Source organism: Streptomyces sp. NBC_01622, from assembly GCF_045209635.1.
Lineage (GTDB): Bacteria > Actinomycetota > Actinomycetes > Streptomycetales > Streptomycetaceae > Streptomyces.
In genome coordinates this window covers 9,837,737-9,862,420 of sequence record NZ_CP109293.1, presented here as the reverse complement: position 1 = coordinate 9,862,420, position 24,684 = coordinate 9,837,737, and the positions used below count along the sequence as shown (strand labels likewise).

The window sequence follows — 24,684 nt, the reverse complement described above, 5'->3', positions numbered from 1 at the left end:
GGGTGGGCAGCGCGCTGTGTCGGCCCTGACCGGACCGACCCGCCAGCCCTCCCACCCCTCGAAGGACCCGACATGCATCGCCGTACCGCCCTGTCCGCCATAGCCGCGACCGCCCTCCTCGCCGTCACCGGCTGCTCCGCCGACTCCACGGCCGCCGCGAAGGACGGCACCACGACCGTCACGCTCGCCCTGGACTGGACGCCCAACACCAACCACACCGGCATCTACGTCGCCCAGGCCAAGGGCTGGTTCAAGGCCGCCGGGATCGACGTGAAGATCGTGCCGTACGGCTCGACCGCGCCCGAGACGCTGATCGCCAACCACAAGGCGGACTTCGGGATTTCGTACCAGGAGGGCATCACCACGGCCCGGGCGGCCGGCCAGGACATCACCTCCGTCTACGCGGTGACGCAGAAGACGGACGTGACGATCGCCGTGCGCGCCGACCGGAGCGACATCACCTCGCCTAAGGACCTGGACGGCAAGACGTACGCCGGTTTCGGCGCGCCGTACGAGAAGCCGCTGCTGCAGAAGGTGATCCAGAACGCTGGTGGCGAGGGCGACTTCAAGCAGGTCACCCTCAACACCTCGGCGTACCAGGCGCTTTACGCGGGCAAGGCGGACTTCGCGATGCCGATGCCGACCTGGGAGGGCCTGGAGGCGGAGCTGAACGGCAAGCCGCTGAAGAACTTCCAGCTCGCCGACTACGGCTTCCCGGCGATCTACTCGACCCTCGTCGCGTCCTCGGACCAGTTCCTGGAGAAGAAGCCCGCGCTCGCGAAGAAGTTCCTGGCGGCCGTCGACAAGGGTTACCGCTACGCCGCCGAACACCCGTCCCAGGCAGCCGACTTGCTGATCTCGGCGAACAAGAGCGTCCTCACCAACACCAAGCTGGTGCAGGAGAGCGAGGCGCTGCTGGCCAAGGAGTACTACAAGGGCACGGACGGTTCGATCGGCACGCAGAGCGCGGAGCGCTGGCAGGCCTTCGCGGACTTCGAGTACAAGGCGGGCCTGCTGGTCGACGCCGACGGCAAGAAGCTGACGTCCGCCCCGAAGGCGTCGACGTTCTTCACCAACGCCTACCTCCCGGACGCCAAGTGAGGCCGCTCCTGCGGTCGTTGTGGCCGCCGCTCCTCGTCCTGGCCGTGCTCCTCGGCGGCTGGCAGCTCTACGTCACCGCCGCCGGCGTCGATCCCACGACGCTCCCCTCCCCGGCCCGGGTGGTGGAGCAGGGCTGGCTGAACCGCCAGGACCTGTGGGACCAGACACTGCCCACCCTCCAGGAGACGCTGCTCGGCTTCGCGCTGTCGTTCACGGCGGCCTGGCTGGTCGCCGTCCTCCTCGACTTCTCCTCCGCCGCCCGCCGCGGCCTGTACCCGCTGCTCGTCGCCTCGCAGACCATCCCGATCGTGGCCGTCGCGCCGCTGCTGATCATCTGGTTCGGCTTCGGACTGCTGCCGAAGATGCTGGTGGTGACCCTGACGACGTTCTTCCCGCTCGCCGCGAATCTCGCGGCGGGCTTCGCGGCGACGGACCGCGAGGCGATGCGGCTGCTGCGCTCGCTCGGTGCGGGCCGCCGGCGGACGTTCTGGCTGGTCCGGGTGCCGAGCGCGATGCCGTACTTCTTCGCCGGGCTCCGCGTGAGCATCACCTACGCCGTCGTCGGCGCCGTGTTCGCCGAGTACGCGGGCGCGGAGGCGGGCCTCGGGATCTATATGCAGGCCCAGAAGAGCGCGTTCCGCACGGACCTGGTGTTCGCGGCGGTCGCGGTGACGGCCGCGCTGAGTATCGCCCTGTTCGGCGCGACCTATCTGCTGCAACGGCTGGTACTCCCGTGGGAACGGGCGCTGAAGGAGGACAAGTCGTCATGAGCAGTCTGCGCATTGAGGGCGTCGGCAAGTCCTTCGGGCAGTTGGAGGTTCTGCGGGATCTCGAACTCACCGTGGAACAGGGCGAGTTCGCGGCCGTCATCGGCCCGAGCGGCAGCGGCAAGAGCACCCTGTTCAATCTCGTCTCCGGCCTCGACCGCCCCACGTCGGGCCAGGTGCTGGTAGAAGGCGAACCGGCCGGAGTGGAGTCCGGCAAGGTCGCCTACATGCCGCAGAAAGACCTGCTCTTCCCCTGGCGGACCGTCCTCGACAACACGGCACTGGGCCTTGAGGCGCAGGGAGTTGGGAAGAAGGAAGCACGGCGCCGGGCCGACGCCCTGTTCGCGGACTTCGGCCTCGACGGCTTCCAGAAGGCGTACCCCACCCAACTCAGCGGCGGTATGCGGCAACGCGCGGCCCTGCTGCGCACGGTGGTGCTGGAGCGACCGGTCCTCCTGCTCGACGAGCCCTTCGGCGCGCTCGACTCCCTCACCCGCACCGAGATGCAGCTGTGGCTGGCCGGCATGTGGCAGCGCCACCGCTGGACGGTCGTCCTGGTCACCCACGACATCCGCGAGGCGGTCCTGCTCGCGGACACGGTCCACGTCCTGTCCCCTCGCCCGGCCACGATCGTCGACCACGTCGAGGTCCCGCTCGCCCGCCCGCGCGGCGCCGACGACTTCACCAACCCGGACTTCGCCACGACCGAGCGCCGCGTCCTGGACGCCCTGCGGGGCGCAACGGCGGTGAAGACAGCATGAGTTCACACCTCGCGCATGGCCTGGGCACCGAGCCGGTCGCCCCCGACTGGCCGCCCCTGACGGACACCGAGGTGACCGACATCGTGGGCCCGGCCCACGTGGTCTGGCGCAGCCCACGCCCCCTGTCGGCGGCGGCCGTGGTGGAACGGGACGGACGCCGCCTGTTCGTGAAACGCCACCATGTCTCCGTCCGCACGGTGGAGGGCCTGACCGAGGAACACGCCTTCCTACGGCATCTACGGCACCGCGGCGCACCCGTGGTCGAGGTGCTGGACGCGGCGACGCGCGGCGAGTGGACGTACGAGGTGCACTCGGCCGGCGCCGGCACGGACCTCTACCGGGACGCGCTGTCGTGGTCCCCTTTCCGCTCCTCCGCCCACGCGAGGGCGGCCGGCGAGGCGCTGGCCCGCCTGCACCTGACGGCGGAGGGCTTCGACGCACCGCGCCGCCAAGTGCAGCCGCTGGTCGCGTCGTTCACGGTGTTCGCCTCGGCCGATCCGCAGGCGGAGCTGGAGCGGTATGTGGAGGAGCGCCCCCAACTGGCGAAGGCGCTTGCGGACTTCCCGTGGCGCGAGGACACCCGGCGGGTCCTGCTCCCGCTCCACGAGGAACTGGCCCCGCACCTCCCGGGCCTCACCCCGCTCTGGACCCACAACGACTGGCATGCCTCCAACCTCCTCTGGAACGAGGACGGTTCGGTCGCCACAGCCCTGGACTTCGGCATGAGCGACCGCACGACGGCCGTGCACGACCTGGCCACGGCCATCGAACGCAACACGGTCCAGTGGCTCCAGCCCGGCTTCCCGGTCCGCGAACAGGACGCGCTCGCGCTCCTGGACGGCTACATGTCCGTACGCCCGCTCAGCCCCACCGAGTCGAAGGCGTTGCCCGCGCTACTCCCCCTGGTCCACGCCGAGTTCGCGCTCTCCGAGCTGGGCTACTTCCACGGCGTGACGCGATCGGCGGAGAACACCCGGCTGGCGTACGAGTACTGCGTGGGCCACGCGGAGTGGTTCGCCGGGGCGAGCGGACGGCGTCTGCTGGACCTGTGCGGCGCTAGCGGGGCGGCAGCTCACGGGTGAAGACGACGCGGGGTCGGCCCGGACCGTCGTAGTCCTCGACCACACGCGCGTCGAAGCCGAGGGTGCGGTGGAAGGCGATCGAACCCTCGTTGGTGACCGAGGTGATGGCCTTGAGGCGGACCGCGCCCTGCCGTCCGGCGGCCTCGATGAACGCGGTGTAGAGGCTGCGGCCGAGACCGGTAGCGCGAGCGTCGTCCCGGGTCGCCACGAGGTGCACGTACCCGGTGTGGTCCGGCGTGACGAACCCGAAGAGGTATCCACGGATGCCGTCGTCGGCCCTGGCGACCAGACAGGTGGACCCGAACTCCTGCACCAGCGCGGACACATGGAGCGCGCGAAGGTCACGCTCTCCCCAGTAGCGTGCGTGGTCCTCCAGGACCTGGTGGAGGTCGGTGACATCGGCGGGTTCGATACGGACATCCATGGCATCGATCATGGCAGAGAGCCGTGCGGAGTCGAGAAGGAGATGGGTCATGATCACGGGTTACGTTCTCGGTGAGAGCCTGCGCCCCGGTGCCGTGTTCGCGCCGCACGGGCTGCGTATCCGGAAGGTCGAGCGGGTCGACAACTCGGCGAGTGCGACGGCCGGACAGCCCGGCGCCTGGACTTTCATCGAGTGGGAGACCGACGACGACAGCGCCTCGGGTCCGATCGCGGAGGCGCTCGCCGCCGCTTTGGAGCCGACTCATGGCTGGTACGCGGACTTCACCGTCGGAGACGAGCGGGTGGTCGTCTTCGCGAGGAAGGCCACGCGGCGGCAGCCGCATATCGATGCGGCCGCTATCGACGCGGCGACGAAGCCGGCCGCGCCGAAGCGGTCGTGTACGGGCGCTCGGTGGGGACCCCGGAGCATCAGCTCGACTGGGAGGAGTGACCCCGGCGGCGCCATTCCTCTGCGAGGAGTTCGTACGACCGCACCCGGTCGGTGTGGTCGTGGGTGATGGTGGTGATGAGCAACTCGTCGGCGCCGACCGCCTCTTGGAGCTGTTCCAGTTGGTCGGCGACCCGGGCGGGTGAGCCGACGAACTGGGTGTCGATGCGGTCCTGGACCAGCTCGCGGTCCTCGTCGCTCCAGACGTGGGCGCGGGCCTCGTCAGGGGTCGGGAACCTGATGGCACCCTCCGCCGTACGGATGGAGCGCACCCACAGGCCGTAGCCGGTGGCGAGTTCGCGTGCCGTCTCGTCGTCCTCGGCAACGACGACGTCGGCGGAGACGCTGACGTACGGCTTGTCGAGGACGTCGGAGGGCTGGAACGCGGCGCGGTAACCGTCCGCCGCCTCAAGGACGCTGGCGGGGCTGACGTGGTAATTCGCCGCGAAGCGGAGGCCGTTGCGGCCCGCGGCCTCGGCGCTGGTGCCGCCGCTGCTGCCCAGGATCCACAGCTCGACATCGGCGCCCTCGCCCGGTACCACGTGTGCCTCGACGCCCTCCGGGGAACGGTACGTGCCGGCCAGCAGCGCGAGGACGTCGTCGATCTGCTCGCCGTACTCCTGGGACTCGGCCTTCGGCAGCAGGAGCAGCTTGCGCTGGAGGGCGATCCTGGGTGAGCCGAGGAGCCGTTCGAAGGAGAAACGGGGCGGGATGCGCAGGCCGTTGGGTGCCCGGCCGTCGACGACCGGGGTGGCCGACGGCAGCGGGGGCGACGGCCTGCCGCCGGAGCGGCCCAGGCCCAGGTCGAAGCGGCCGGGGTGCAGCGCGTCGAGCAGGCCGAACTCCTCGACCGTGGACAGCGCGGTGCGGTGGCCGAGTTGTACGGCGCCCGAGCCGAGCCGGATCGTGGAGGTCGCGGAAGCGGTCAGCGCCAGGACCACCGCGGGGGACGTGCCCGCGACCCCGGGGTTGAGGTGATGCTCGGCGAACCAGTAGCGGGCGTACCCGAACTCCTCGGCCCTGCACGCGAGTTCGACGGAGTTGCGCAGGGCCTCGGGTGCGGTGGAGCCGGAGGAGATCGGGACCAGGTCGAGGACCCCGAGCGGGATGCCAGGAGACATACGGTCACTCCTCAGTGGTCGACGGACTCGGACTCGGGCAGAACCGGTCCCCAGTCGAACGGTGGGTCCGGGATGTCCTTGCGCAGCACGGGAGCCACCGCCGCCCCGAACAGCTCCAGCGAGTCGCGGTGCTGACGATCCGTCAAACCACTGGCGTCCGCGTGCAGATGGAGCACGGTGTGCCCGAACTGCTCGTGGTAGCGGTGCACCTTGTCGATGACCTGCTGGGGGCTGCCGATCAGCGCGGAGCTGCGGTCGGCGAAGTCCTCCAGGGTCTCGAAGACGATGGGCAGGCCCACCTGCTTCTGGAAGGCGAGGTTGCTCTCGAAGATCGGGCGGTAGACAGCCAGCGCCTCCTGGGTCGTGGGAGCGACGTAGAGGCCCGCCGTGCCCGCACCTACCGCGATGTCCGCCGGGTCGTGGCCGTAGTGCTCCCAGCGTTCCCGGTAGTAGCGGATCAACTCGGCATACGGCTCTATGGGGTTGGTGACGTTCGCGGAGAACAGCGGGTCGCCGTAGCGGGCCGCCAGGTCGACACTCTCCTTGCTCGTGGCGCTGCCGTGCCAGACCCGGATCGGCTGCTGGTAGGGCCGCGGCCACACCTCCGCGTCCTTCAACTCCGGCCGGAACCGGGTCCTCGCCGTCACCTTGTCCTGTCGCCAGAGTTGCCGGAACACCTCGTAGCTCTCGGCGTTGCGCTCCCACTGGTCCTCGGGCGTGACATGGAACAGCTCGCGCTGAGCCGTGCCGTTGCCCTTGCCGATGATCAAGTCCAGGCGTCCGCCGGAGAGATGGTCGAGCGTCGCGTAGTCCTCGTAGGCCCGGACCGGGTCGAGGAGGCTCAGCGTGGTGACCGCCGTGAAGAGGCGGATACGGCGGGTGAGCGCGGCGAGGTGGCTGAGGACGACGGTCGGCGAGGACGAGATGAAGGGCCGTTCGTGCCGCTCCCCCACGCCGAAGCCGTCGAAGCCCAACTCCTCGGCCAGCACGGCGTTTTCGAGGACCTCGCGGAAACGCTCGTGGGTCGGCTTCTGGATGCCCGTGACCGGGTCGGGGCGGTGGACGATGAGCGTGATCGCGAGGAACCTCACGACGCCGCCCGTTCCTCGCGCACGTCGTCGATGGGGGTCCCCCCGCTCGAGCGAAGCCGAGAGTGGGGGAGGGCGAGGCCGAGGTGGTCGCGGAGGGTGGGGCCCTCGTACTCGGAGCGGAAGACGCCCTGTTCCTGGAGCAGCGGGACGACCTTGTCGGCGAAGGGGTCGAGTCCGGTCGGGGTGATGTGCGGGACGAGGATGAAGCCGTCGCTGGCGTCGGCCTGCACGAAGTCGTTGATGGTCTTCGCGACCGTGGACGGGGAGCCGATGAAGGCCTGCCGGTTGCCGGTCTCGATGACCAGGTCGCGGATGGACCAGTTGTTCGCGGCGGCCCGCTCACGCCACTCGCGGGCGGTGGCCAACGGGTCGCGGTACATGCGTACTTGGGCGCGGCCCTTGGAGATGTGGTTGTCGCTGACGTCCGGGTCGATGTCGGGGAGCGGGCCGTCCGGGTCGTAGGAGGAGAGGTCCCGGTTCCAGACGAACTCCAGGTGCTTGATCGCCGTGGCGCCGCTGACCTGCTGGCGGCGGACCTCCTTCGCCAGGTCCTCGGCCTCGGCGTCGGTGTCGCCGAGCACGAAGGTCGCGGCCGGGAGGATCAGCAACTCGTCCGACCTGCGGCCGTACTTGGCGAGTCGGGCCTTGACGTCGGTGTAGAAGGCCTGGCCCTCGGTGAGGGTGCTGTACCGGCTGAAGATGGCGTCGGCGGAGGAGGCGGCGAACTCGCGGCCCTCGTCGGAGTCGCCCGCCTGGAAGATGACCGGGCGGCCCTGCGGGGAGCGCGGGACGTTGAACTGGCCGTGGATGTCGAAGTGTTGGCCCTGGTGGACGAAGGCTCCGGCCTTGGCGTCGCTCAGGAAGGTGCCGGTGGCCTGGTCGGCGAGGATCTCGTCGCCGTGCCAGGAGTCGAAGAGTTCGTTGGTGGTGGCGAGGAACTCCTTGGCCCGGGAGTAGCGCTCGTCCTGCGGCAGAAAGCCGCCGCGGCGGAAGTTCTCGCCGGTGAACGCGTCCCAGGAGGTGACCACGTTCCAGGCGGCGCGGCCGTCGGAGAGGTGGTCGAGGCTGGCGAACTGGCGGGCCACCTCGTAGGGCTCGTTGAAGGTGGAGTTGATGGTGCCGGTCAGGCCGAGGTGCTCGGTGACGGCGGCGAGCGCGGCGAGGATGGTGAAGGTGTCGGGGCGGCCGACGACGTCCAAGTCGTAGATCTTTCCGCCCTGTTCGCGCAGCCGCAGGCCCTCGGCGAGGAAAAGGAAGTCGAACTTGGCGCGTTCGGCGGTCCGCGCGAAGTGTGCGAAGGAGCTGAACTCGATGTGGCTGCCGGCCGCGGGGTCGCTCCACACGGTGGTGTTGTTGACACCGGGGAAGTGGGCGGCCAGGTGGATCTGCTTCAGGGGCTTGCTCATGTCGTACGGTCCCTCCGGCTCAGGCGGTGGCCGCGGCGGCGGCGTAGCGGTTGGCGGGGCGGGCGAGCCCCAGCAGGCCGCGCAGGGTGTCGGCCTCGTAGGCGCGGCGGAAGGCGTTCCGGCGCTGGAGTTCGGGGACCAGCCCCTGGGTGATCGCCGGCAGGTCGTGTCCGGCGACGGCGGGCCGCAGCCGGAAGCCGGTCAGTCCGGCCGACTGCAACTCCTGGAGAAGGTCGGCGAGTTGGGCGGGCGTACCGGCGAAGATCCGGGCGTCGCTGGTGTACGGCTCCCCCGCGAGGGCGTCGAGGCGCTCGCGGCGGGCGACCGCCGTGGCCTCGTCGGCGTCGAGGAAGACCACGAGGTCGCCGAAGATGTGCAGTAGCTCGTCGGCGCGTCCGGCGGTCTGCTGTTCGGCGCGGATCTCCGCGATGATCGCCCGGGCGTCGTCGGTGTCGTGCGGGGTGACGTAGCCGATGTCTGTGGCGCGGGCCACCAGCCGGTACGGGATGGTCTGGTGGGCCAGGGAGCTGACGATCGGCTGGCCCTGCGGCGGCCTGGGTGTGATGGAGGGGCCCTTGACGCCGAAGTGGCGGCCCTCGAAGTCGATGTAGTGCAGCTTGTCGCGGTCGACGAAGCGGCCGGTGGCGATGTCCCTGATCTCGGCGTCGTCCTCCCAGCTGTCCCAGAGGCGGCGCACGACCTCGATGTAGTCGGCGGCCTCGTCGAAGTGCTCGGCGAGCCGTTCCTGTCCGGCCGGGGTGCGCAGGCTCTCCAGGCTGATCGGCGGGAAGTCGCGCCGGCCGAAGTGGTCGGCCTCGTGCGGGCGGGCGGAGAGCTGCACCCGGAGACCCGCGCGGCCGGTGCTGACGTAGTCGAGGGTGGCGATCGCCTTGGATATGTGGAACGGCTCCGTGTGCGTGGAAACCACCGTCGGGACCAGGCCTATGTGGCTGGTGAGCGGTGCGATCCGGGCCGCGATGAGTACGGCGTCGAGGCGTCCGCGGACCTGGTCGGTGCGGCCGTCCAGCTCGCCGTAGTGCGAGGACTGCAGGCCGAGGCCGTCCTCGAAGGTCACGAAGTCGAGCAGACCGCGCTCGGCCTCGGCGACCTGGTCGGCCCAGTAGGCGGCGGTGAACAGGTCGCGGGGCCGGGCCACCGGCTCGCGCCAGGAGGCGGGGTGCCAGCCGGTGCCGTCGAGGGCGACGGCGAGATGCAGAGGAGGAGGGGAGGTCGATGACACGAGTGGTGCCTTCCTGGAGGTCCGTACGAGATCGCCGGCCCGTGGAAGCGGGCGCACGGCGGCTGGGGAGCGCAGCGAATGGGGTCCCCCCGGCCGAAGGTTGGGGGAGGGGTCAGGGGCGACAGAGCGCGCCGGCCACGCGCAGCAGGTCTATGTGCTGCCGTGTGGTGAGTCGCACGTGGAGGACAGCGGCGCCACACATGTGCTCCACCTCCACGGATTCCGGCTTCACTAGGGGCAACCGCACGGCTATGCCGTTTCTTCCGGATCGGCGGCGGAAGTCGGGCCGGTGAACCGTACGAGCGAGAAGACCGTCCGGGCGCGCAGCGTGAAGCCGATCGACTCGTAGAGCCGGATGGCGTTGGTGTTGGTGGCCGCGGCGTGCAGGAAGGGGTGGTCGCCGCGTTCCTTTATGCCGGCGGCGACGGCGCGGACCAGGCGGGTGGCCAGGCCCCGGCCGCGGTGCTCGGGGTCGGTGCACACGGCGCTGATCTCGGTCCAGCCGGGCGGGTGGAGGCGTTCGCCGGCCAGGGCCACGAGTCGGCCGTGGTGGCGGATGCCGAGGTAGGTGCCCATCTCGACGGTACGGGGCAGGTAGGGGCCGGGTTCGGTGCGGGCGACCAGGTCGAGGATCTCGGGCACGTCGTCGGCGCCGAGGCGGACGGCCTCGGGGTCGGGCTCGGCCCGCAGACCGGTGTCCACGAGCTGGACGCCCTGTCCGGAGCGGACGATCTCCCAGCCGTCCGGGGTCTCGCCCACTCCGCGCACGGCGGCGGTTCCGCCGGGGCCGATGAGAGTGGCCAGGTCGGCCCAGGCGCGCGGATCGTCGTTGTCGGTGATGGCGTGGAAGCCGGCCACGTCGACGGGGTAGCGGGCGGCGCGGCCGACGCGTTCGGCGAGATGGGCGTGCGGGCCGGTGAGCGCGGCCCAGGCCGGGTTGTCCAGGACGTGGGAGGTGGTCGTTTCGAGACTGGCGGTGGAAGACATCGGGTGACGGCTCCGGTACTGGTCGCACGGGTCGGGGACCCCGCCGGGTTGTGGCGGGGTCCCCTTGCCGGGAGGGTGGGTCAGGAGTCGCTGAGCGGCAGTCCGGGCGGGTTGACCTGGGACTTGGCGACGGCCTCGTTGGAGAGGTTCCAGGCGGCCAGCCACTTGGCGTACTGACCGTTCTTGATCAGGTAGTTGATGGCGTCCGCGAGGGGCTTGGCGAGGCCGCTGTTCTTCTTCGCGGTGGCCGCGATCAGGCCCTGGAGGGAGGATCCGGCGCCGGAGTACGTGCCCGCGTTGCGGACCGCCTTGGCCGTGCCCTTGGTCGAGGAGACCTGGTAGGCGACCGAGGGGTTCGGGGCGAGGTAGGCGTCGATCTTCCCGGAGGCCAGCGCGAGGTAGGTGCTGTTGTTGTCCTGGAAGTACTTGACGGTGAGCGCCTTCTTGCCCTCGGCGGCCAGCTTCTTCTTCCACTCCAGGAGGATCCGTTCCTGGTTGGTGCCGGCGCCCACGGCGACGGTCTTGCCGGCGAGGTTCTCGTAGTTGCCGTCGAAGTTCCAGGAGTTGTCGGCCTTCACCGCGAAGCCGAGGTTGTCCTCGCGGTAGGAGGCGAACTCGTACTTCGCCTTGCGCTCCTCGGTGTCGGTGACGTTGGAGAAGGCGACATCGACCTTGCCGCTGTCCAGGCCGATGAAGAGGTTCTCCCAAGTGGAGTTCTTCAGCTCGGGCTTGAGGCCGAGGACGGCGGCGACCAGGCGGGCGATGTCGGTCTCGGAACCGGTGAGGGTCTTCTGGTCCGAGCCGACGTAGCCGAGCGGCGGGGAGCCGGCGGGCAGGAAGCCGACGCCGACCTCCAGCTTGCCGCTCTTCGCTGTCGCCTTGGGCAACTCGGCGCTGATCGACTTCACTTCGGCGACCTTGAGCGTCGCCTCCTTGGCGGCACCGAGGGAGAAGGCGCCCACGGTGACCGTGCCGGAGGCGGCACCGCCGGACGTGGTGGCCGCGTCACTGTCGCCGCCGCAGGCCGCGAGACCACCGGCGAGGGAAGCGAGGACGGTTCCCGCGGTGAGTCCGCGAGTGATTCTGCTGCGAAGGCTGGGCGTAGACATGGCTGTTCCTAGGCTCGGTGTTCGGGGCTGTCGAAGGTGAAGAGGTGAAGCTCAGAGGACCTTGCTGAGGAAGTCCCTGGTCCGTTCGTGCTGTGGCTTGTCGAGGACCTCGTGGGGCGGGCCCTGTTCGACGATCTTTCCGCCGTCGATGAAGACGACCCGGTCGGCGACCTCGCGGGCGAAGCCGATCTCGTGGGTGACGATGACGAGGGTGGTGCCGCTGGTCGCCAAGTCCTTGATGACGGACAGGACTTCACCGACGAGTTCGGGGTCGAGGGCGGAGGTCGGCTCGTCGAAGAGGATGACGCCGGGCCGCAGGGCGAGGGCCCGCGCGATGGCCACGCGCTGCTGCTGGCCGCCGGAGAGCTGCCTCGGGTAGGCGCCGGTCTTCTCGGCGAGACCGACGCGGCCCAGCAACTCCCTTGCCAGTTCCAGGGCTTCGGGCTTGCCGAGCCTGCCGGTGGCGACCGGGGCGGCGGCGACGTTGTCGAGGACGGTCAGGTGCGGGAAGAGGTTGAAGTTCTGGAAGACGAAGCCGATCCGGCTGCGCTGCGCGAGGATGGCGCGCTCGCTCAACTCCTTGAGCCTGCCGCCCTGTTGCCGCACTCCGATCAGCTCTCCGTTGACGCTGACGTAGCCGATCTCGGGCTTCTCCAGGTGGTTGATGACCCGCAGCAGCGTGGACTTGCCGGAACCGGACGGGCCTAGGATCACGGTGACCTCGCCGGGCCGCACCGTGAGGTCGACGCCGTCCAGGACCCGGTGGGCGCCGTACCACTTGTGGACGTCGTGCACCTCTACGGCGGCGGGTGTGATGTCCGCCAGCGGTTCGACGGTGTTCGTGGTCATACGGCGGTCTCCCTGCGGATGCGGGCCCGCAGATCGGTGACACCGTTGCGGAGTTTCTGGATCGGGGTGGGCGGCAGGGAGCGGGTGGCGCCCCGGGCGTAGTGGCGCTCGACGTAGAACTGGATGACGGACACGACGCTGGTCAGGATCAGGTACCAGACGGTGACGACCAGGAGCAGCGGCACGATGTCGCCGGGGTAGGTGGAGCCCATCGTCTGCGCGGAGCCGAACAGGTCGAGCAGCGAGACGTAGAAGACCAGCGAGGTGCTCTTGATCAGGCCGATCAGCTGGTTGACGTAGTTCGGGGTGATGGAGCGCAGCGCCTGCGGGAAGACGATTCTGCGGAACTGGTAGCCCTTGGGGAGGCCGAGGGCGGAGGCGGCCTCGTGCTGGCCCTGGTCGACGGAGAGGATGCCGCCGCGGACCACTTCGGCCGCGTACGCCGCCTCGTTGAGGCTGAGTCCGACGACGGCGACGACCATGTCGGTGGCGAGCTTCGACTCGTCGAAGGAGAAGAAGGCGGGTCCGAAGGGGACGCCGATGCTGAGCGTCTGGTACAGGGCGCTGAAGTTGTAGAGGAAGATCAGCACCACGATGAGCGGGATGGAGCGCAGCGCCCACACATAGGTCCAGCTCGCGGCGCGCAGCACGGGGCTCTTCGACAGCCGGGCCAGGGCGAGCAGGATGCCGCCGAGGAGGCCCAACACCGCGCTGAGCGCGGCCACTTCGAGAGTGATGACGAGTCCGTCGAGGATCGTCGGGCGCAGGAACCAGTAGCCGAAGCGGTCCCACTGGTAGAAGGAGTTGGTGACCAGTCCGTGGACGAACTGGGCGATCAGCACCAGCACGACCAGCGTGACGATCCACCGGCCGGGTCGGCGCAGCGGCTGAACTCGCTGTGCCGTCAGGGGTTTTGACGGGGCGTCGGCGGACGGGGCGTCGGCCAGGGACACAGTGGTGCCTGGGGGTTCACTCATGGTGGGCTCCGGCGGGTTCACAGACCCCGGTCCGTGGCGGTGGACGCGCGACGGCGGACGGCACGCGCGGGTGCACGGGACCGGGGGCGGGGAAGGGGCAGGCACACCGGCGGGAGCGGGTGTGCGTCAGAGGTGCGTCGGCCGACTGGTCGTCAGGCCCGACAGCGGGCGCGGCCCGAGGCGGTACACAGTGCGCTGCTGACCCGGAGCAGATCGACAGCGCGGTCGGCGACGAACAGGTTGGCGTACGACCGTACGCAGCCCTGCGGGCGGCATATGGCCGTCCTGGGAGCTGCGTACATGGCGTCACCTGTCACTGTTCCGGCCCCGCAGGGCCTCGCGCTTACCGAAACGTCATCCGGTCCGGTCGTCACCTGGGGCACCCCACCGCGTGCGAGGGTTGCCGGTCAGCAAGCCAGGGCTTGTCGCTGACACTCATGACCGTTCTGGCCGCAAGTTAAGACAATTGCCCGAACGAATGTCAACGGCCGTCCACCAAGTGGATGGTGCGGACGCCCCTCAACTGCGGCAAGCTCCCGTTTCGTCCGCGGCATGGGCTGCCCAGTCCAGGATCTGGACGGCGGCACCGGCGGCCTCCAGGCCCTGGCAGCGGGCGTGGTGGCGGCGGGCGATGCCGTCGAGGTCCAGATGGGCGCCGAAGGCCGGGTGCGCGGCCAGTCGGCGGGCGTAGGCCCACAGGTGGGGATGGTCGGCGATGCGCTGCACGGCCGCGGCGTCCAGGTGGTAGCGGTGCACGGTGTCGAGTTGCACCAGCGTCACCCACAACTCGACGTCTGCGGCGGTGAGTTCGTCGCGGATCATGTGCTCGCGGCCGTCCAGCCAGCGGTCGAGCGAGCCCAGCGTCTCCAGCAGTCGGCCGAGGGCTTCGTCACGTTCCGCCTGTTCGCCACCGGCCGCGCCGGCGCGCTGCGCCGCGTCCTCGATGCCCTGTGCGCAGAGCCGCTCGACGGCCTCGATCTCCGACTCGGCGCCGCACGGGTAGAGCTGGGGTCCGCCCTGGCCGAAGTGCCGGGCGAGGTCGCGGGTGATGTCGGGGGCGTGGGTGCTGACGATGCGGCCGGACCAGTCGTCGCTGAGTACGGGCGCGGTGGCCGGTCCGGAGTAGCGGTGGGCGCTCGCCTCGTAGAGCGGGCGCAGTGCGGAGTGTCCACCACTCGGACAGTCGGGTACGGCGGACAGGAACACGGCCGGACAGCTCTCGTGGAGGCCGAGCAGGCTGTGGGTGACGGCGATGCGCAGGCCGTCGGCGCAGGCGGTGGACAGGTGGAGGCGGTAGCGGCGCGGGACGGCGTAGTGCCCGCTGCGCGCGTCGCGCCCGATCCGGCCCCGGAACTGGGGGGCGGAGCGGGGTGAGGGGACGGCGGCGAGAGGCGTGACGGACATGGGACTCCCCGGGTACGGGCGCGTGGACGTACGCGCGGCGGAAGCGTCGTCGAACGGTGGAGGGGACTCAGCGCAGTGGGCTCATGGCGCTGCAGACCCGCAGCAGATCGATGTGACGGCGGGAGGTCAGAAGGGGCGAACGGTCCACTCGGCTGGTGGTGACCGGCTCAAGGCGCCCCATGTTTCCCTACCTGTTCACTAGGATTCCCTACTGGAGTGTCGATCCACCGTCGCCCGGGGTCAAGAGGGCGTCCACGGGTCGGGCACAGATCCCGACCCGTGGACATGCCGGGCCGCTACTTCGCGTACATCAGGGTCCCGAAGCCGAGCTGGTCGTAGCCGCCGCTGTCGGAGCCGTAGTCACCTCCCCCGCCCTCGGGTGCGACGAGGTTGTAGTACATGGCCGAGATGTACTTGTCGTCGAGGCTGATCCGGCGGTTGTAGTGGAAGTGGAGCATCGCCCACACCGGCCGGATCTGGCCGCGCGAGGAGGAGGAGATCACCGTCTGGGACGACTGGGCGCAGCTCTGCCCGGTCCCCCAGGTGTAGGTGGTGAAGGGCACGTCGCTGCCGCTGTTGTACTTCGCGACGTACTGGGCTGCCTTCATGAAGCGGCGGCTGTCGTACGAGTACAGGTCGTCGCCCTGGTTCCAGGCCATCTCGCACACTGCGCCCATCTGCCCCATGCCCATGACGGTGTGGCCCTGGTCGCGGCCGGACTCCTGCCACTGGCCGAGCGCGTAGCCGTCCGAGTCGGTGTACAGGTACGGCACGGCGTGCGCGATCGAGCCGTTGCCCGCACCCGACTTGAAGTACGTGACGGCCTGGTCGTACTTGGCGCTGTCCTCGTTGAGGATCCCGATGGCCAGGATCGACGCCATGTTGCACAGGTCCCAGTTGGCCCAGTAGTTGGTGATGCAGGCGTCGTTGTGGTTGGTGAGGAAGCTGTTGTTGAGCGGGTAGAAGACGTTTGCCAGCATCTGCTGGGCGGCGGCGAGATTGAACCCGCTGTAGTCCCGCATGAGTTCGCAGGCGTTGGCGAACTGCCAGCCGTACAGACCGGCCGCGAGGAACCGGTCGGCATTGCCGGTGACCGAAGTCAGCGTGGTCGACCAGGCGTTGAGGATGTTCGCGGCGCACACGGCGTTCGCCTCGGTGCCACCGACCTTCCAGCGCAGGGCGTTCTGGTAGGCGGCCGCGATGTCGTTGTAGAGGAGGCTGTAGTTCTGTCCGGTGCCGCCTCGGATGATCGTGGCCGTCGCCCGGTTCGTCCAGGTCGACTGGGAGTGGGAGTTGGCGGTCAGCCTGTTCCAGCCGGACAGCCAGGGGTCGGTTCCCGCCGCGACCCTGACCTTGGCCCGGTTGATGTCACCGGCGTTGTGCAGCATGCCGGGGTGGGTGAAGGTGGCCGGTGCCGCGTGCGCGGTCGTGGCCACCGTGGCGCCGCCGAGGGCGACGGCTGCGGTGAGCCCGCCCGCGGTCTTCAACAGACCGCGGCGGCTCAACTCTGTTCTGCGGAGGTGCTCGTGGGGGGAAGTGCGGCTCATCGCTGTGCATCTCCAATCCGTGGAGGATCAGGTGGGCGTGATGCTCACCTCGTCGAACTCCGTGGTGCAGCGGACCGGTTGGCTGCGCGAGCAGACCACCAGGCCGACGTAGTAGGGGGCGTCACCGAAGCCGGGGATGTCTCCGTCGGCGAGGGGGGTCCAGGTGACACCGTCATCGGTGGACAGGGCTGCGCTGAACGCGGTCCCGGCGCGCTTCAGCCGCAGCAGGGCGGGGAGGGTGGCCGCGGCACCGCCGGTGAAGGCGGAGGCACCGGCCACGGTCTTGCGGAGCATGAGTTGAGCGCTGGTCCCACCGGTGACGATCGCGCCCGCCGCCTGGTCGAACGGCGACAGCGACTTCGCCATGAGCAGGCCCACCCGGTCGGCCGTGGCGCCGGTCCGGGAGACGAGCCGGGCGACGACTTCGCAGTCACCGTTCACGGGTTGCCGTACGAACTGCCCTGTCATTCCTTGGCCGTTGGCGTTCAGGTCGACGCCCGCGCCCCGCACGGTGAAGGTCCCGCCGTCGTACGACGTGCTGCCCGGCGTGGTGATCGCCACCACGCCCAGCGTTCCGAAGGCGCGGTCGTCGAGGACGGTGTCACCGAGGTCGCCGTACGTCCACGGCGCGGGGGGCGCGGTGCCGACCGTGAGGGCGAGGGCGCCGGTGGCGGTCCCTGAGGCGTTGGCGGCGGTGGTCGCGACTGTGAACTCCCCTGTCTCCGTGGGGATTCCGGAGATGAGCCCGGTGCGCCGGTCGATGCGCAGACCGGCGGGCAGGCCGTCCGCGGTGAACCGTACGGGCGCGTGCGAGGCCCGCAGCAGATGGCGGAAGTCGGCTCCTTCGTTCGTGAACACGGCGTTCGCGGAGGTGAGTTGGGGCGCGGATGGGTTCGGCATCACGGCCCGCGCCGGTGCCGAACGCGGCCCGCGTCCACCGGCGTTGGTCTTCGCGACCGTGTAGTGGTACGTCGTTCCAGGCGTCCCCGTCGCGTCGGTGTACCGGATGCGAGTGCCGAAGCCGACTGGGCCGACGCGGGTGGCGAGGGTCTTGTACGGTCCGTCGGTCCGCGTGGCGCGCAGGACCGTGTATTCGGCGGAGAGGTCCGGGTCGCTCCAGGCCAACTCCACGGCGTCGGCACCGGTTTCCGCCCGCAGGCCAGTGGCGGTGCGCGCCGGGCGGGGTACGCGCCAGACCGTGCCGTTCGCGGAGGTCACGCCGACGTTGTCGAAGGCGCCGGTGCCGGTCTCGGCGTAGTCCTCCTCGACGCCGAGGCAGGAGGTGAGGGCGAGACCCGCGAACGCGGTGCGCCCCAACTCGACGTCGGTGGAGCCGACTTCGGTCCAGTGGACACCGTCCGGCGAGATGGCACCGGTGCAGCGCGCGCCCTTCCGGGTCACTCGCACCCAGTAGGGCTTCCGCAGCCGGTAGCCGTCGCCCGCGCCCTCGACGTACGGCGCCTCCAGTGGGGTCGCCGACTCGGGCAGCGTGCCGAGGTTGGAGATCGGGAAGGCGGCCGACGTCGTGATCGCCTGCTGCTGCGAGGGCGGTACGGGTGTGCTGCCGGTGGCGGAGATCTCCGCGCCGTCCCACGGCCGTACCGTCCACACCCCGCTCCAGGTGTGCAGCGGCAGGCCCTGGATCAGCATCGAGGCGTGCGCCGCGTCCGCGTCGAGGGAGGCGCGAACGGTGACGCCGATCTTGGAGTACTGCGAGCTGAGCGGCCACACGATCCGCGCGGTGACCGTGCCGTCGCCGCGCAGCGGGAGATGGGCCAGACGGTAGGTGTCGGCGGTGCCGCTCGCCTCCAGGACGAAGCGCTCACCGTCGAAGACGGCGGAACCGGCGATCTTCACGTCCCCGACGTCCTGGGTCGACCAGGGCCCGGGAAGACCGGCGAAGACGGCTGCCCATGCCGAACTCCCGCTCACACCGAGCGTGTTGGACGCGGTGACCGTGTAGTAGTACGTCCGTCCTGCGTGCACGTTCCGGTCGGTGTACGTCGGCTGCCCGACCCCGGACGCGACCCTCTCGTAGCGGCCGTCGACGCCGCTCGCCCGCAGGACCGTGTAGGAGTCGGCCCAGGTCGAGGGAAGCCAACTCACCTGCACGGAACGGTCGTCGCCCACGGCCGTGACACCGGCCGGTGGTGTCGGCACGGTCGGCGCGGATGCCGTGGCACCGGCGTAGGCGAAGGTTCCCCAGCTGGGCAGGTCGTCGTTGCTGCCCTCGACGACCCGGGTGCCGCCGGTGCCGCGGAAGACGGCGTTCTTCGTGTACGGGGTGTCGAGGCCGCGCACGCCCGCGTAGTGCGCGTACGCCATCTCATAGATCGGGGGCAGGTTGCCGCGCGAGGTGGCCGAGACGGTCAGCTTGATGTACTTGCCGGTGCGGTCGAGGTCGGGGACGAAGGGCACGTCGCCGCCGAGGTTGTAGCGGGCGGCGTACTCGACGTTGGCGAGGATGCGGTTGTCGTCGAAGCCCCAGAGGTCGATGCCTTGGTTCCAGGCGACCTGGGCGGCGTCCGTGAGCAGGCCGACCGCGAGCTGTTCGTGGCCCTGGTCCCGGCCGCTCTCCTGGCCCTGGCCGGCGGTGGTGACGATGCGGTGGCGGACGCTGCCGTTGCCGGCGCCGGCCGCGGCGAAGCGCAGCGCGTCGTGGAAGACGGTCGGCTCCTCGCAGAACACCCCTATGGCCAGCAGGGATTGAAGGGACGTCAGGTCCCAGTTGCCGTTGGCGTAGAGGGTGTAGCAGGACAGGGCCGGGTACCAGACGCGCAGGAAGGACTCCTCGCAGCGCGCGATGTCGGCGGCGGTCCAGCCGTCGTAGCCGGTGTGACGGAGGAGTTCGGCCGCGTTGACGAACTTGAAGGCCTGGAGGCCGGCGCCGAGGGGGCCGTCGGCTCCGGTGATGGCGGTGAGCGAGGCTGACCAGGCGTTGAGGATGTCGCGGGCCTTGTCGGCGTGCGCGGTGTCGCCGGTGACGGACCAGATGAGGGCGTTCTGGTAGGCGGCGGCCGAGTCGGCGACGGCCTGGTTCTGGTAGTTGGCGGGGCCGCGGCCCCAGGTGGTGATCTGGCCGGTGTTCTGGACGGTGTACGACGAGGAGGAGCGGGCGTGGGCCGCGAGCGCCAAGTAGCCGTCGTAGACCGGGGATTGCTTGGCGGCGACCGCCGCCTTCATCCGGGCGAGGTCGTCGGCGGTGTGCAGCAGGCCGGGGTGGGTGAAGGTCACCTCGGTGTCGTCCTGGGCCGCCGCTGCCCGGCCGGGCACGGCCAGTCCGCTCGCGCCCGAGGCCAGCAGCAGGGCCGCTGTGCCACCGAGGAAGCCCCGGCGGCTCGGTGCGGGGGTGGTCATGACGCGGCGGCCGCCTCGGCCTCGGCGGTGGTGAGGAACTTCAGGTTGGTGACGTGCTCGTTGTAGAACCACTGGATGGCGTCGGTGGTGTAGTACCAGCTCGGCTTCTTCATCGAGTCGGCGACGACCAGCCCGTTGATCACCAGGTTCTCGAACGTGACGTTGGTGATGGCGTGTTCGGCGTCGTAGCCGAGGAAGAGCGACGGGTTGGCGTGGGTGCCGGTGTAGCTGAGGTTCTTGACGTAGACGCCGTCGATGCCGCGGCCGACCGAGGTGTTGTACTTCGTGTTGTACATGACCTTCATGTAGATGACCTGGCCCCAGCGGAAGTCCTCGATCCTGATGTCCTCGATGCGGACGTTCTTGACCAGGTTGGAGTCGCCGGGGTTGAGGGCGATGCAGCCCTGGTAGTTCATCTGGGGTTCGCGGTGGTCGAGGATGTCGATGTTCTTGATGACGAGGTTCTCGATCGTCTCGGGCGCGTCCGTGTTGCCGTGCGTGCCGACGTTGATCGGGTGGGCGACGTCGGCCCACAGGGTGCAGTTCTGGACGGTGATGTCGCGGGTGTCGCCGTAGTAGTTCCAGCGGTGGCAGTAGATGGCGATGCAGTCGTCGGAGTTGCGCATGAAGCAGCCGTCGAAGGTGATCCGGGTCGAGGAGAAGACGTCGAAGCCGTCGCCGTTGCCCTTCGAACTGAAGGCGCGCGCCTTCTTGATGTGAACGTTGTCGCTCTCGCCGAACGTGCCCGCGTAGCCGGCCGGGTTGAGGATGATGACGTCCTCGATCCGGATGTTCTTGCTGCCCTCGCAGAGGATGGCGCCGCCGGGGTTGTTGTAGAGCACTCCGTGGCCGGTGAGGCGGGACTTCTCCACGTCCTTGAAGTAGACCTGCGCGGTCAGGACTGCGCCGCCCGCGAGGTGCACGGTCTTGCCGCTGGGGACGGTCAGGACGTTGCCGGTGACGGTGTGGACGCCGGGGCCGAAGTAGATGACGTCCGGGTCGTCGGCGGACGGGGCGTGGTGCTCGACGCGGTTGGTGATCAGGTGCAGGGCGTCGAAGATCTCGTCGTTGATCTGGACGACGACGTCCTTCGGCTCGTCGAGGGTGAACCGCAGGGTGTCGCCGAGGAGTTCGGGCTTGATGCCCAGCGCGTCCGGTCTCACCCGCGCCTTGGTGGTGCCGCCCTTGAGGTACGTCACCTCGATCTCGACCGAGCCGTTGAAGTCGAAGTACGCCATGGAGGAGTTGTAGACCTTGCCCGACCCGGTGGTGGCGTTGATCTCCTCGAACTGCGGCCGGTAGATGTCGAGGGTCTGCCAGGCGCCGTCGGGGGCGGTACGGACCCGCACCTGGAAGCTGGTGTTGGTCGGCATGCTCGTGGGACGCGGGTAAGTGACCAGCTTGGGGCTGGAGTTGTGGCCGTCGTCGGCGTGCGCCGCCGTGGCGGTCAGCCCGGACAGACCGGCGGCGAGCGCGGTGGCACCGGCGGCTTGCAGGGCCGTACGACGGGAAAGAGGCGTGTTCATGCGTGACTCCTTATTTGATTTGCTCCTTCACCTCCGGGGCGCTCCAGCCGGTGTCGAGCCCGCGACCGTGCTCAGCCCTTCGGGCCTCCGCGCGCTCGCGCTCTCGACACCGGCGCACCCCTACGGCTCAGTCGCGGTGCAACAGGGTGAAAAGAACGGCTACTTGAGACCGCTCGTCGACATCCCGGCGACGAACCCGCGCTGGGCGACGAGGAAGATCAGCAGGATCGGGACGACGTACATCACGGAGGCCGCGGCCTGGAGGTTGGTGTTGGGGGTGCCGGCCGCCGAGACATACGTGGTCATCACCGCGACGGCGAGGGTGGAGTGGTCGGTGGAGAGCAGGAGTTGGGGCGCGATGTAGTCGCCCCAGGTCCAGGTGAAGGCGATGACGAAGCTCGCCGAGAGGACCGGCCAGGACTGCGGGAGGAAGATCCGCCAGAAGATCCCGCCGTATCCGCAGCCGTCGACGATGGCCGCTTCCTCCAGCTCGCGGGGCAGGCCCGAGAAGAACTGGCGGAAGAGGAAGACCAGGTAGGGCGCCGAGGACAGGCCCCACAGCACCCATGGCCAGTAGGTGTCGACCATGCCGAACTTGGCGAAGATCAGGTAGGTCGGCAGCAGGGTGATCATCTGGGGCAGCATCATCGAGCCGATGAGGATGCCGAACAGGACCTTCTTGCCGGGCGCGGTGAGCCGGGCGAAACCGAAGCCGACCCAGGCGGAGCTGAGGGTGACGAGCGTCGCGTAGATCGTCGCGATGATCAGGGAGTTGCGGGCGTAGCCGAGGAAGTCGATGGCCTTGTAGGCGTCGACGAAGTTGTGCCACTCGAAGTGTGTCGGCAGCCAGTGCACCGGAGCCGCCGCCAGCTCGGCCGGGGCCTTGAGGCCGGTGAGGATCAGCCAGCCGAAAGGGCCGAGGAACAGGCCGGTGATGACGACGAGCGCCGTGTAGAGGACGAGCCGGTTGACGCGTATCCGCGTGCGGGCCGGGGACTTGGGGTTCACACTGGTGGCGGTCACTTCTGTGCCTCCGGGCCGACGTTGTAGAAGACCACGCCGGAGGTGAACCTGAAGATGAGTCCGGTCGCGATGAGGATCAGGACGAAGAGCACCCACAGCAGTGCGGAGGCGTATCCGTACCGGCCGAGCGCGAAGTACTCCGAGAACACATGGATCATGTAGGTGTAGTTGGACTGCGGGATCGTGGTGAGGCCGCCGGTGCCGGCCATGGGGGCGAGCAGCATCGGCATGATGGTCTGCACCGAGGCGATCACGCCGGTCACGGTCTGGAAGAGCAGCACCGGCGACAGCAGCGGCACGGTGATGCTGCGGAAGGTGCGCCAGGTGCTCGCCCCGTCGATGCGGGCCGCCTCGTGGAGTTCGCGGGGGACGTCCTGGAGCCCCGCCAGCGAGATGATCATGATGTTGCCGGCTGCCCAGAGCACCGTCATGACGAGGACGTAGCGGGCGTAGGGGTCGGCCAGCCAGCCGATCGCGTCGAAGCCGAAGAAGGTCAGGACGCCGTTGGCGGCACCGGAGTTCTGGTCGAAGAGGTTCTTGAAGGCGATGCCCGCGCCCACCGGCGGTACCACGGCGGGCAGATAGAGCAGGGTACGGAAGAGCCCGCGTCCTTTGAGGGGCCGGTTGACGAGGACGGCGAGTGCGAGTCCGGCGATGATCGACAGCGGCACGGAGATCAGCGCGAAGAGACCGGCGCGACCCAGGGCGTCCCAGGTGACCGAATCGCCCATCAGCTCGCGGTAGTTGCCGAGGCCGACGTAGTGCCAGTGCGGGGAGATGCCGTCGTACGTGGTGAAGCTCAGCCACAGTGCGTACGCCATCGGTGCGATGGTCAGCAGCGAGAAGCCGATGATCCAGGGTGAGGCGAACATGTAGAACGCGCGGTGCTTGCGCGTGGTCATGGATGGCCCGGTGCGCGTGGCGGCGGACCGGGGTCGGCCGGCCTTCGCGGTCGGGTGCGGCCGTCCGACGGCCGGCGAGGATGCCTGATCGACCGTCATCCCACCTGCTCCTTCCCGCGTTTGATCTGTTCGTTGATGACGGAGTTGAGGCGTCCGGCGAGGCGGTCGACGGACATCTCGCCGTTCATCGCGGGCGTGGCCACCTGGTTGAAGAGGGACTCGAAGGCGTCGCCCGAGATGTACGGGGAGACAGCGACCACCGAGAAATGCTTCAGCTCGTTCTGCTGAGCGCTCAACGTCCGTTTCTGGAAGTCCTCCTGATGGGGCATCAGGGGTCGCAGGGACTTCAGGGTGGGGATGCCCCAGCCGCTGGAGGCGCGGGCCTTGGCCGGTGCCTCGCCGAAGTACCACTCGAAGATCCGCCAGGCGGCGTCCTTGTTCCTCGACTTGCGGGGCATCCACATGCCGGTGCCGCCCTGGCAGGCGCTGATCCGGGGGCCGCCCGCGAAGACGGGGGCGGGGGCGAGCCGGGAGACCTGGGCCAGTTTCCTGTCGGTGCCGATCATGCCGCCCATCCAGTAGCCGTTGTTCGACATGGCCATCCGGCCGGCCTGGTACGTGGGACCGTCCCAGCCGTTGGGGTCGGGCAGGACGGCGCTGGGTCCGACCTTGAGCCGGCAGTACTCCAGGTACCAGGCCAGCGCCTTGCGGGCCTCGGGGGTGGTGAAGTCGACCCTGGAGAAGTCGTCGGCGAACAGGCTGCCGCCGGCGGAGGCGGTCATGGTCGCCATGAGCGTGAGCTTGACCAGGCCGTTGTAGCTGCCGCCGAAGACGGTCGTCTGGCCCTTCGAACGCTGTACGAGGTGCTGGGCACGGTCCAGCCACTCCTCGAAGGTGACGGGTTCGGTCTCCGACGGGTAGGCGACGCCCTTCTTGTCGAAGGAGGCGGTGTTGTACCAGTACATGGAGTCCTGGGAGAAGTCCTTGGCCATGCCGTAGCGGGGGCCCTTGCCCTGGACCTTTCCGTCGTAGCGCCAGAGGTCGTTGACGGGGTCGAGGTCCTCGGGCCGCAGGAGGCTGCTGGTGGCGAAGTAGGAGTCCAGTTCCTGCATCACGTCCCGCGCGGCGTAGAACGCGGCGTCCACGGCGCCGACCCCGCGCACCAGGTCCGGCGGGTTCCCGCTGGTGAGCATCGCGATCAGCTTGGTGATGTCGTAGTCCACCCGCTTGATGGCGATGCCGGTGTCCTTCCTGGCCTGCTTGACCAGGTCGGGGCCCAGGTCGTCGGCCTTCGCCATCACCGTGATGGTCTCGCCCGCTCCGCCCACCCCGGTCGACACCTGGAGGGCGCAGCCGTTCAGCGCCACCGCGCCGGTCGCGGCACCGGTTGCCGAGAGGGCGAGAAATCGTCGGCGGCTCAGGGGAGCACCAGCACGTGGGTGCATGACCGCACCACCTCCAATAGAAACCGGTTGTCACGCGTTGGGGCAGAGCTTCTTCCGGCTCGGAAACGGCGTCAAGACCTTGGGCGAACTTTCGAAAAGACTGGGTGACCTCGACGAC

At 69.3% G+C, this 24,684-nt stretch carries 22 protein-coding genes and 1 riboswitch; of the genes, 4 read left to right on the top strand and 18 right to left on the bottom strand.

The genetic code is table 11. The features are described from left to right. Positions 1-72 precede the first annotated feature (72 nt). The 4 genes from OH768_RS45745 to OH768_RS45730 are packed head-to-tail and all read left to right on the top strand — an operon-like array spanning position 73 to position 3,711. Positions 73-1,101, top strand: coding sequence for an ABC transporter substrate-binding protein (locus OH768_RS45745; protein ID WP_406462745.1), 1,029 nt, complete (start codon positions 73-75; stop codon positions 1,099-1,101). Further along, entirely contained in the window at positions 1,098-1,871 is a 774-nt protein-coding gene (locus tag OH768_RS45740; RefSeq protein ID WP_406462744.1) for an ABC transporter permease, read from the top strand. Before OH768_RS45745 ends, OH768_RS45740 begins: the two co-directional genes overlap by 4 nt. Further along, the gene (locus tag OH768_RS45735) at positions 1,868-2,629 is read left to right on the top strand and encodes an ABC transporter ATP-binding protein (RefSeq protein ID WP_406462742.1); all 762 of its coding nucleotides are present in this window, start codon (positions 1,868-1,870) and stop codon (positions 2,627-2,629) included. Before OH768_RS45740 ends, OH768_RS45735 begins: the two co-directional genes overlap by 4 nt. Further along, entirely contained in the window at positions 2,626-3,711 is a 1,086-nt protein-coding gene (locus tag OH768_RS45730; RefSeq protein WP_406462740.1) for a phosphotransferase enzyme family protein, read from the top strand. Before OH768_RS45735 ends, OH768_RS45730 begins: the two co-directional genes overlap by 4 nt. On the opposite strand, the gene OH768_RS45725 is transcribed toward OH768_RS45730, so the two are convergent. The 18 genes from OH768_RS45725 to OH768_RS45640 all read right to left on the bottom strand — a co-directional run bounded on the left by OH768_RS45725 (position 3,686) and on the right by OH768_RS45640 (position 24,566). Beyond that, on the bottom strand, positions 3,686-4,135 hold the full coding sequence (locus tag OH768_RS45725; protein WP_406465705.1) for a GNAT family N-acetyltransferase: 450 nt from the start codon (positions 4,133-4,135) through the stop codon (positions 3,686-3,688). The genes OH768_RS45730 and OH768_RS45725 overlap by 26 nt on opposite strands. Before the next feature lie 428 nt (positions 4,136-4,563). Beyond that, positions 4,564-5,703: an LLM class flavin-dependent oxidoreductase gene (locus OH768_RS45720; protein ID WP_406462739.1), complete on the bottom strand. Its 1,140-nt coding sequence runs from the start codon at positions 5,701-5,703 to the stop codon at positions 4,564-4,566. 11 nt (positions 5,704-5,714) lie between these two features. Then, positions 5,715-6,794, bottom strand: a complete 1,080-nt coding sequence (locus OH768_RS45715) for an LLM class flavin-dependent oxidoreductase (protein WP_406462737.1) — start codon at positions 6,792-6,794, stop codon at positions 5,715-5,717. Then, entirely contained in the window at positions 6,791-8,200 is a 1,410-nt protein-coding gene (locus OH768_RS45710) for an NtaA/DmoA family FMN-dependent monooxygenase (RefSeq protein WP_406462735.1), read from the bottom strand. The genes OH768_RS45715 and OH768_RS45710 overlap by 4 nt, the downstream gene beginning before the upstream one ends. A gap of 19 nt (positions 8,201-8,219) precedes the next feature. After that, entirely contained in the window at positions 8,220-9,440 is a 1,221-nt protein-coding gene (locus OH768_RS45705) for an LLM class flavin-dependent oxidoreductase (RefSeq protein WP_406462734.1), read from the bottom strand. A gap of 112 nt (positions 9,441-9,552) precedes the next feature. Continuing rightward, a complete protein-coding gene (locus OH768_RS45700) occupies positions 9,553-9,642 on the bottom strand; it encodes a putative leader peptide (protein WP_353963778.1) in 90 nt (29 codons plus the stop codon). 47 nt (positions 9,643-9,689) lie between these two features. Next, positions 9,690-10,427: a GNAT family N-acetyltransferase gene (locus OH768_RS45695; protein ID WP_406462732.1), complete on the bottom strand. Its 738-nt coding sequence runs from the start codon at positions 10,425-10,427 to the stop codon at positions 9,690-9,692. 80 nt (positions 10,428-10,507) lie between these two features. Further along, positions 10,508-11,536, bottom strand: a complete 1,029-nt coding sequence (locus tag OH768_RS45690) for an ABC transporter substrate-binding protein (protein WP_406462731.1) — start codon at positions 11,534-11,536, stop codon at positions 10,508-10,510. Positions 11,537-11,587: 51 nt separating this feature from the next. Continuing rightward, on the bottom strand, positions 11,588-12,385 hold the full coding sequence (locus OH768_RS45685; protein WP_406462730.1) for an amino acid ABC transporter ATP-binding protein: 798 nt from the start codon (positions 12,383-12,385) through the stop codon (positions 11,588-11,590). After that, complete coding sequence (locus tag OH768_RS45680) at positions 12,382-13,362, bottom strand: amino acid ABC transporter permease (protein ID WP_381237324.1); 981 nt, start codon at positions 13,360-13,362, stop codon at positions 12,382-12,384. The genes OH768_RS45685 and OH768_RS45680 overlap by 4 nt, the downstream gene beginning before the upstream one ends. Positions 13,363-13,696: 334 nt before the next feature. Further along, positions 13,697-13,805, bottom strand: a riboswitch (SAM riboswitch). A gap of 76 nt (positions 13,806-13,881) precedes the next feature. Next, a complete protein-coding gene (locus tag OH768_RS45675; protein WP_406462728.1) occupies positions 13,882-14,766 on the bottom strand; it encodes a glutathione S-transferase C-terminal domain-containing protein in 885 nt (294 codons plus the stop codon). A 67-nt stretch (positions 14,767-14,833) separates the two neighbouring features. Beyond that, on the bottom strand, positions 14,834-14,947 hold the full coding sequence (locus OH768_RS45670; RefSeq protein ID WP_317880146.1) for a putative leader peptide: 114 nt from the start codon (positions 14,945-14,947) through the stop codon (positions 14,834-14,836). Positions 14,948-15,062: 115 nt separating this feature from the next. After that, positions 15,063-16,313: an alginate lyase family protein gene (locus OH768_RS45665; protein WP_406462726.1), complete on the bottom strand. Its 1,251-nt coding sequence runs from the start codon at positions 16,311-16,313 to the stop codon at positions 15,063-15,065. A gap of 27 nt (positions 16,314-16,340) precedes the next feature. After that, positions 16,341-19,670, bottom strand: coding sequence for an alginate lyase family protein (locus tag OH768_RS45660; protein ID WP_406462725.1), 3,330 nt, complete (start codon positions 19,668-19,670; stop codon positions 16,341-16,343). Continuing rightward, complete coding sequence (locus tag OH768_RS45655; RefSeq protein ID WP_406462723.1) at positions 19,667-21,196, bottom strand: glycosyl hydrolase family 28 protein; 1,530 nt, start codon at positions 21,194-21,196, stop codon at positions 19,667-19,669. The genes OH768_RS45660 and OH768_RS45655 overlap by 4 nt, the downstream gene beginning before the upstream one ends. Positions 21,197-21,355: 159 nt before the next feature. Then, positions 21,356-22,219, bottom strand: coding sequence for a carbohydrate ABC transporter permease (locus OH768_RS45650; RefSeq protein ID WP_406462721.1), 864 nt, complete (start codon positions 22,217-22,219; stop codon positions 21,356-21,358). After that, a complete protein-coding gene (locus tag OH768_RS45645; RefSeq protein ID WP_406462719.1) occupies positions 22,216-23,220 on the bottom strand; it encodes a carbohydrate ABC transporter permease in 1,005 nt (334 codons plus the stop codon). The genes OH768_RS45650 and OH768_RS45645 overlap by 4 nt, the downstream gene beginning before the upstream one ends. Continuing rightward, entirely contained in the window at positions 23,217-24,566 is a 1,350-nt protein-coding gene (locus OH768_RS45640; RefSeq protein WP_406462717.1) for an extracellular solute-binding protein, read from the bottom strand. The genes OH768_RS45645 and OH768_RS45640 overlap by 4 nt, the downstream gene beginning before the upstream one ends. Positions 24,567-24,684: the final 118 nt, after the last annotated feature.

Bases quoted from the DNA above. Each gene is read 5' to 3' on its own strand.
- OH768_RS45745 (WP_406462745.1), top strand. From the start codon at position 73: ATGCATCGCCGTACCGCCCTGTCCGCCATAGCCGCGACCGCCCTCCTC.
- OH768_RS45735 (WP_406462742.1), top strand. From the start codon at position 1,868: ATGAGCAGTCTGCGCATTGAGGGCGTCGGCAAGTCCTTCGGGCAGTTG.
- OH768_RS45730 (WP_406462740.1), top strand. From the start codon at position 2,626: ATGAGTTCACACCTCGCGCATGGCCTGGGCACCGAGCCGGTCGCCCCC.
- OH768_RS45725 (WP_406465705.1), bottom strand. From the start codon at position 4,135: ATGGATGTCCGTATCGAACCCGCCGATGTCACCGACCTCCACCAGGTC.
- OH768_RS45720 (WP_406462739.1), bottom strand. From the start codon at position 5,703: ATGTCTCCTGGCATCCCGCTCGGGGTCCTCGACCTGGTCCCGATCTCC.
- OH768_RS45710 (WP_406462735.1), bottom strand. From the start codon at position 8,200: ATGAGCAAGCCCCTGAAGCAGATCCACCTGGCCGCCCACTTCCCCGGT.
- OH768_RS45700 (WP_353963778.1), bottom strand. From the start codon at position 9,642: ATGTGTGGCGCCGCTGTCCTCCACGTGCGACTCACCACACGGCAGCAC.
- OH768_RS45695 (WP_406462732.1), bottom strand. From the start codon at position 10,427: ATGTCTTCCACCGCCAGTCTCGAAACGACCACCTCCCACGTCCTGGAC.
- OH768_RS45690 (WP_406462731.1), bottom strand. From the start codon at position 11,536: ATGTCTACGCCCAGCCTTCGCAGCAGAATCACTCGCGGACTCACCGCG.
- OH768_RS45685 (WP_406462730.1), bottom strand. From the start codon at position 12,385: ATGACCACGAACACCGTCGAACCGCTGGCGGACATCACACCCGCCGCC.
- OH768_RS45680 (WP_381237324.1), bottom strand. From the start codon at position 13,362: ATGAGTGAACCCCCAGGCACCACTGTGTCCCTGGCCGACGCCCCGTCC.
- OH768_RS45675 (WP_406462728.1), bottom strand. From the start codon at position 14,766: ATGTCCGTCACGCCTCTCGCCGCCGTCCCCTCACCCCGCTCCGCCCCC.
- OH768_RS45670 (WP_317880146.1), bottom strand. From the start codon at position 14,947: ATGGGGCGCCTTGAGCCGGTCACCACCAGCCGAGTGGACCGTTCGCCC.
- OH768_RS45665 (WP_406462726.1), bottom strand. From the start codon at position 16,313: ATGAGCCGCACTTCCCCCCACGAGCACCTCCGCAGAACAGAGTTGAGC.
- OH768_RS45660 (WP_406462725.1), bottom strand. From the start codon at position 19,670: ATGACCACCCCCGCACCGAGCCGCCGGGGCTTCCTCGGTGGCACAGCG.
- OH768_RS45655 (WP_406462723.1), bottom strand. From the start codon at position 21,196: ATGAACACGCCTCTTTCCCGTCGTACGGCCCTGCAAGCCGCCGGTGCC.
- OH768_RS45645 (WP_406462719.1), bottom strand. From the start codon at position 23,220: ATGACGGTCGATCAGGCATCCTCGCCGGCCGTCGGACGGCCGCACCCG.
- OH768_RS45640 (WP_406462717.1), bottom strand. From the start codon at position 24,566: ATGCACCCACGTGCTGGTGCTCCCCTGAGCCGCCGACGATTTCTCGCC.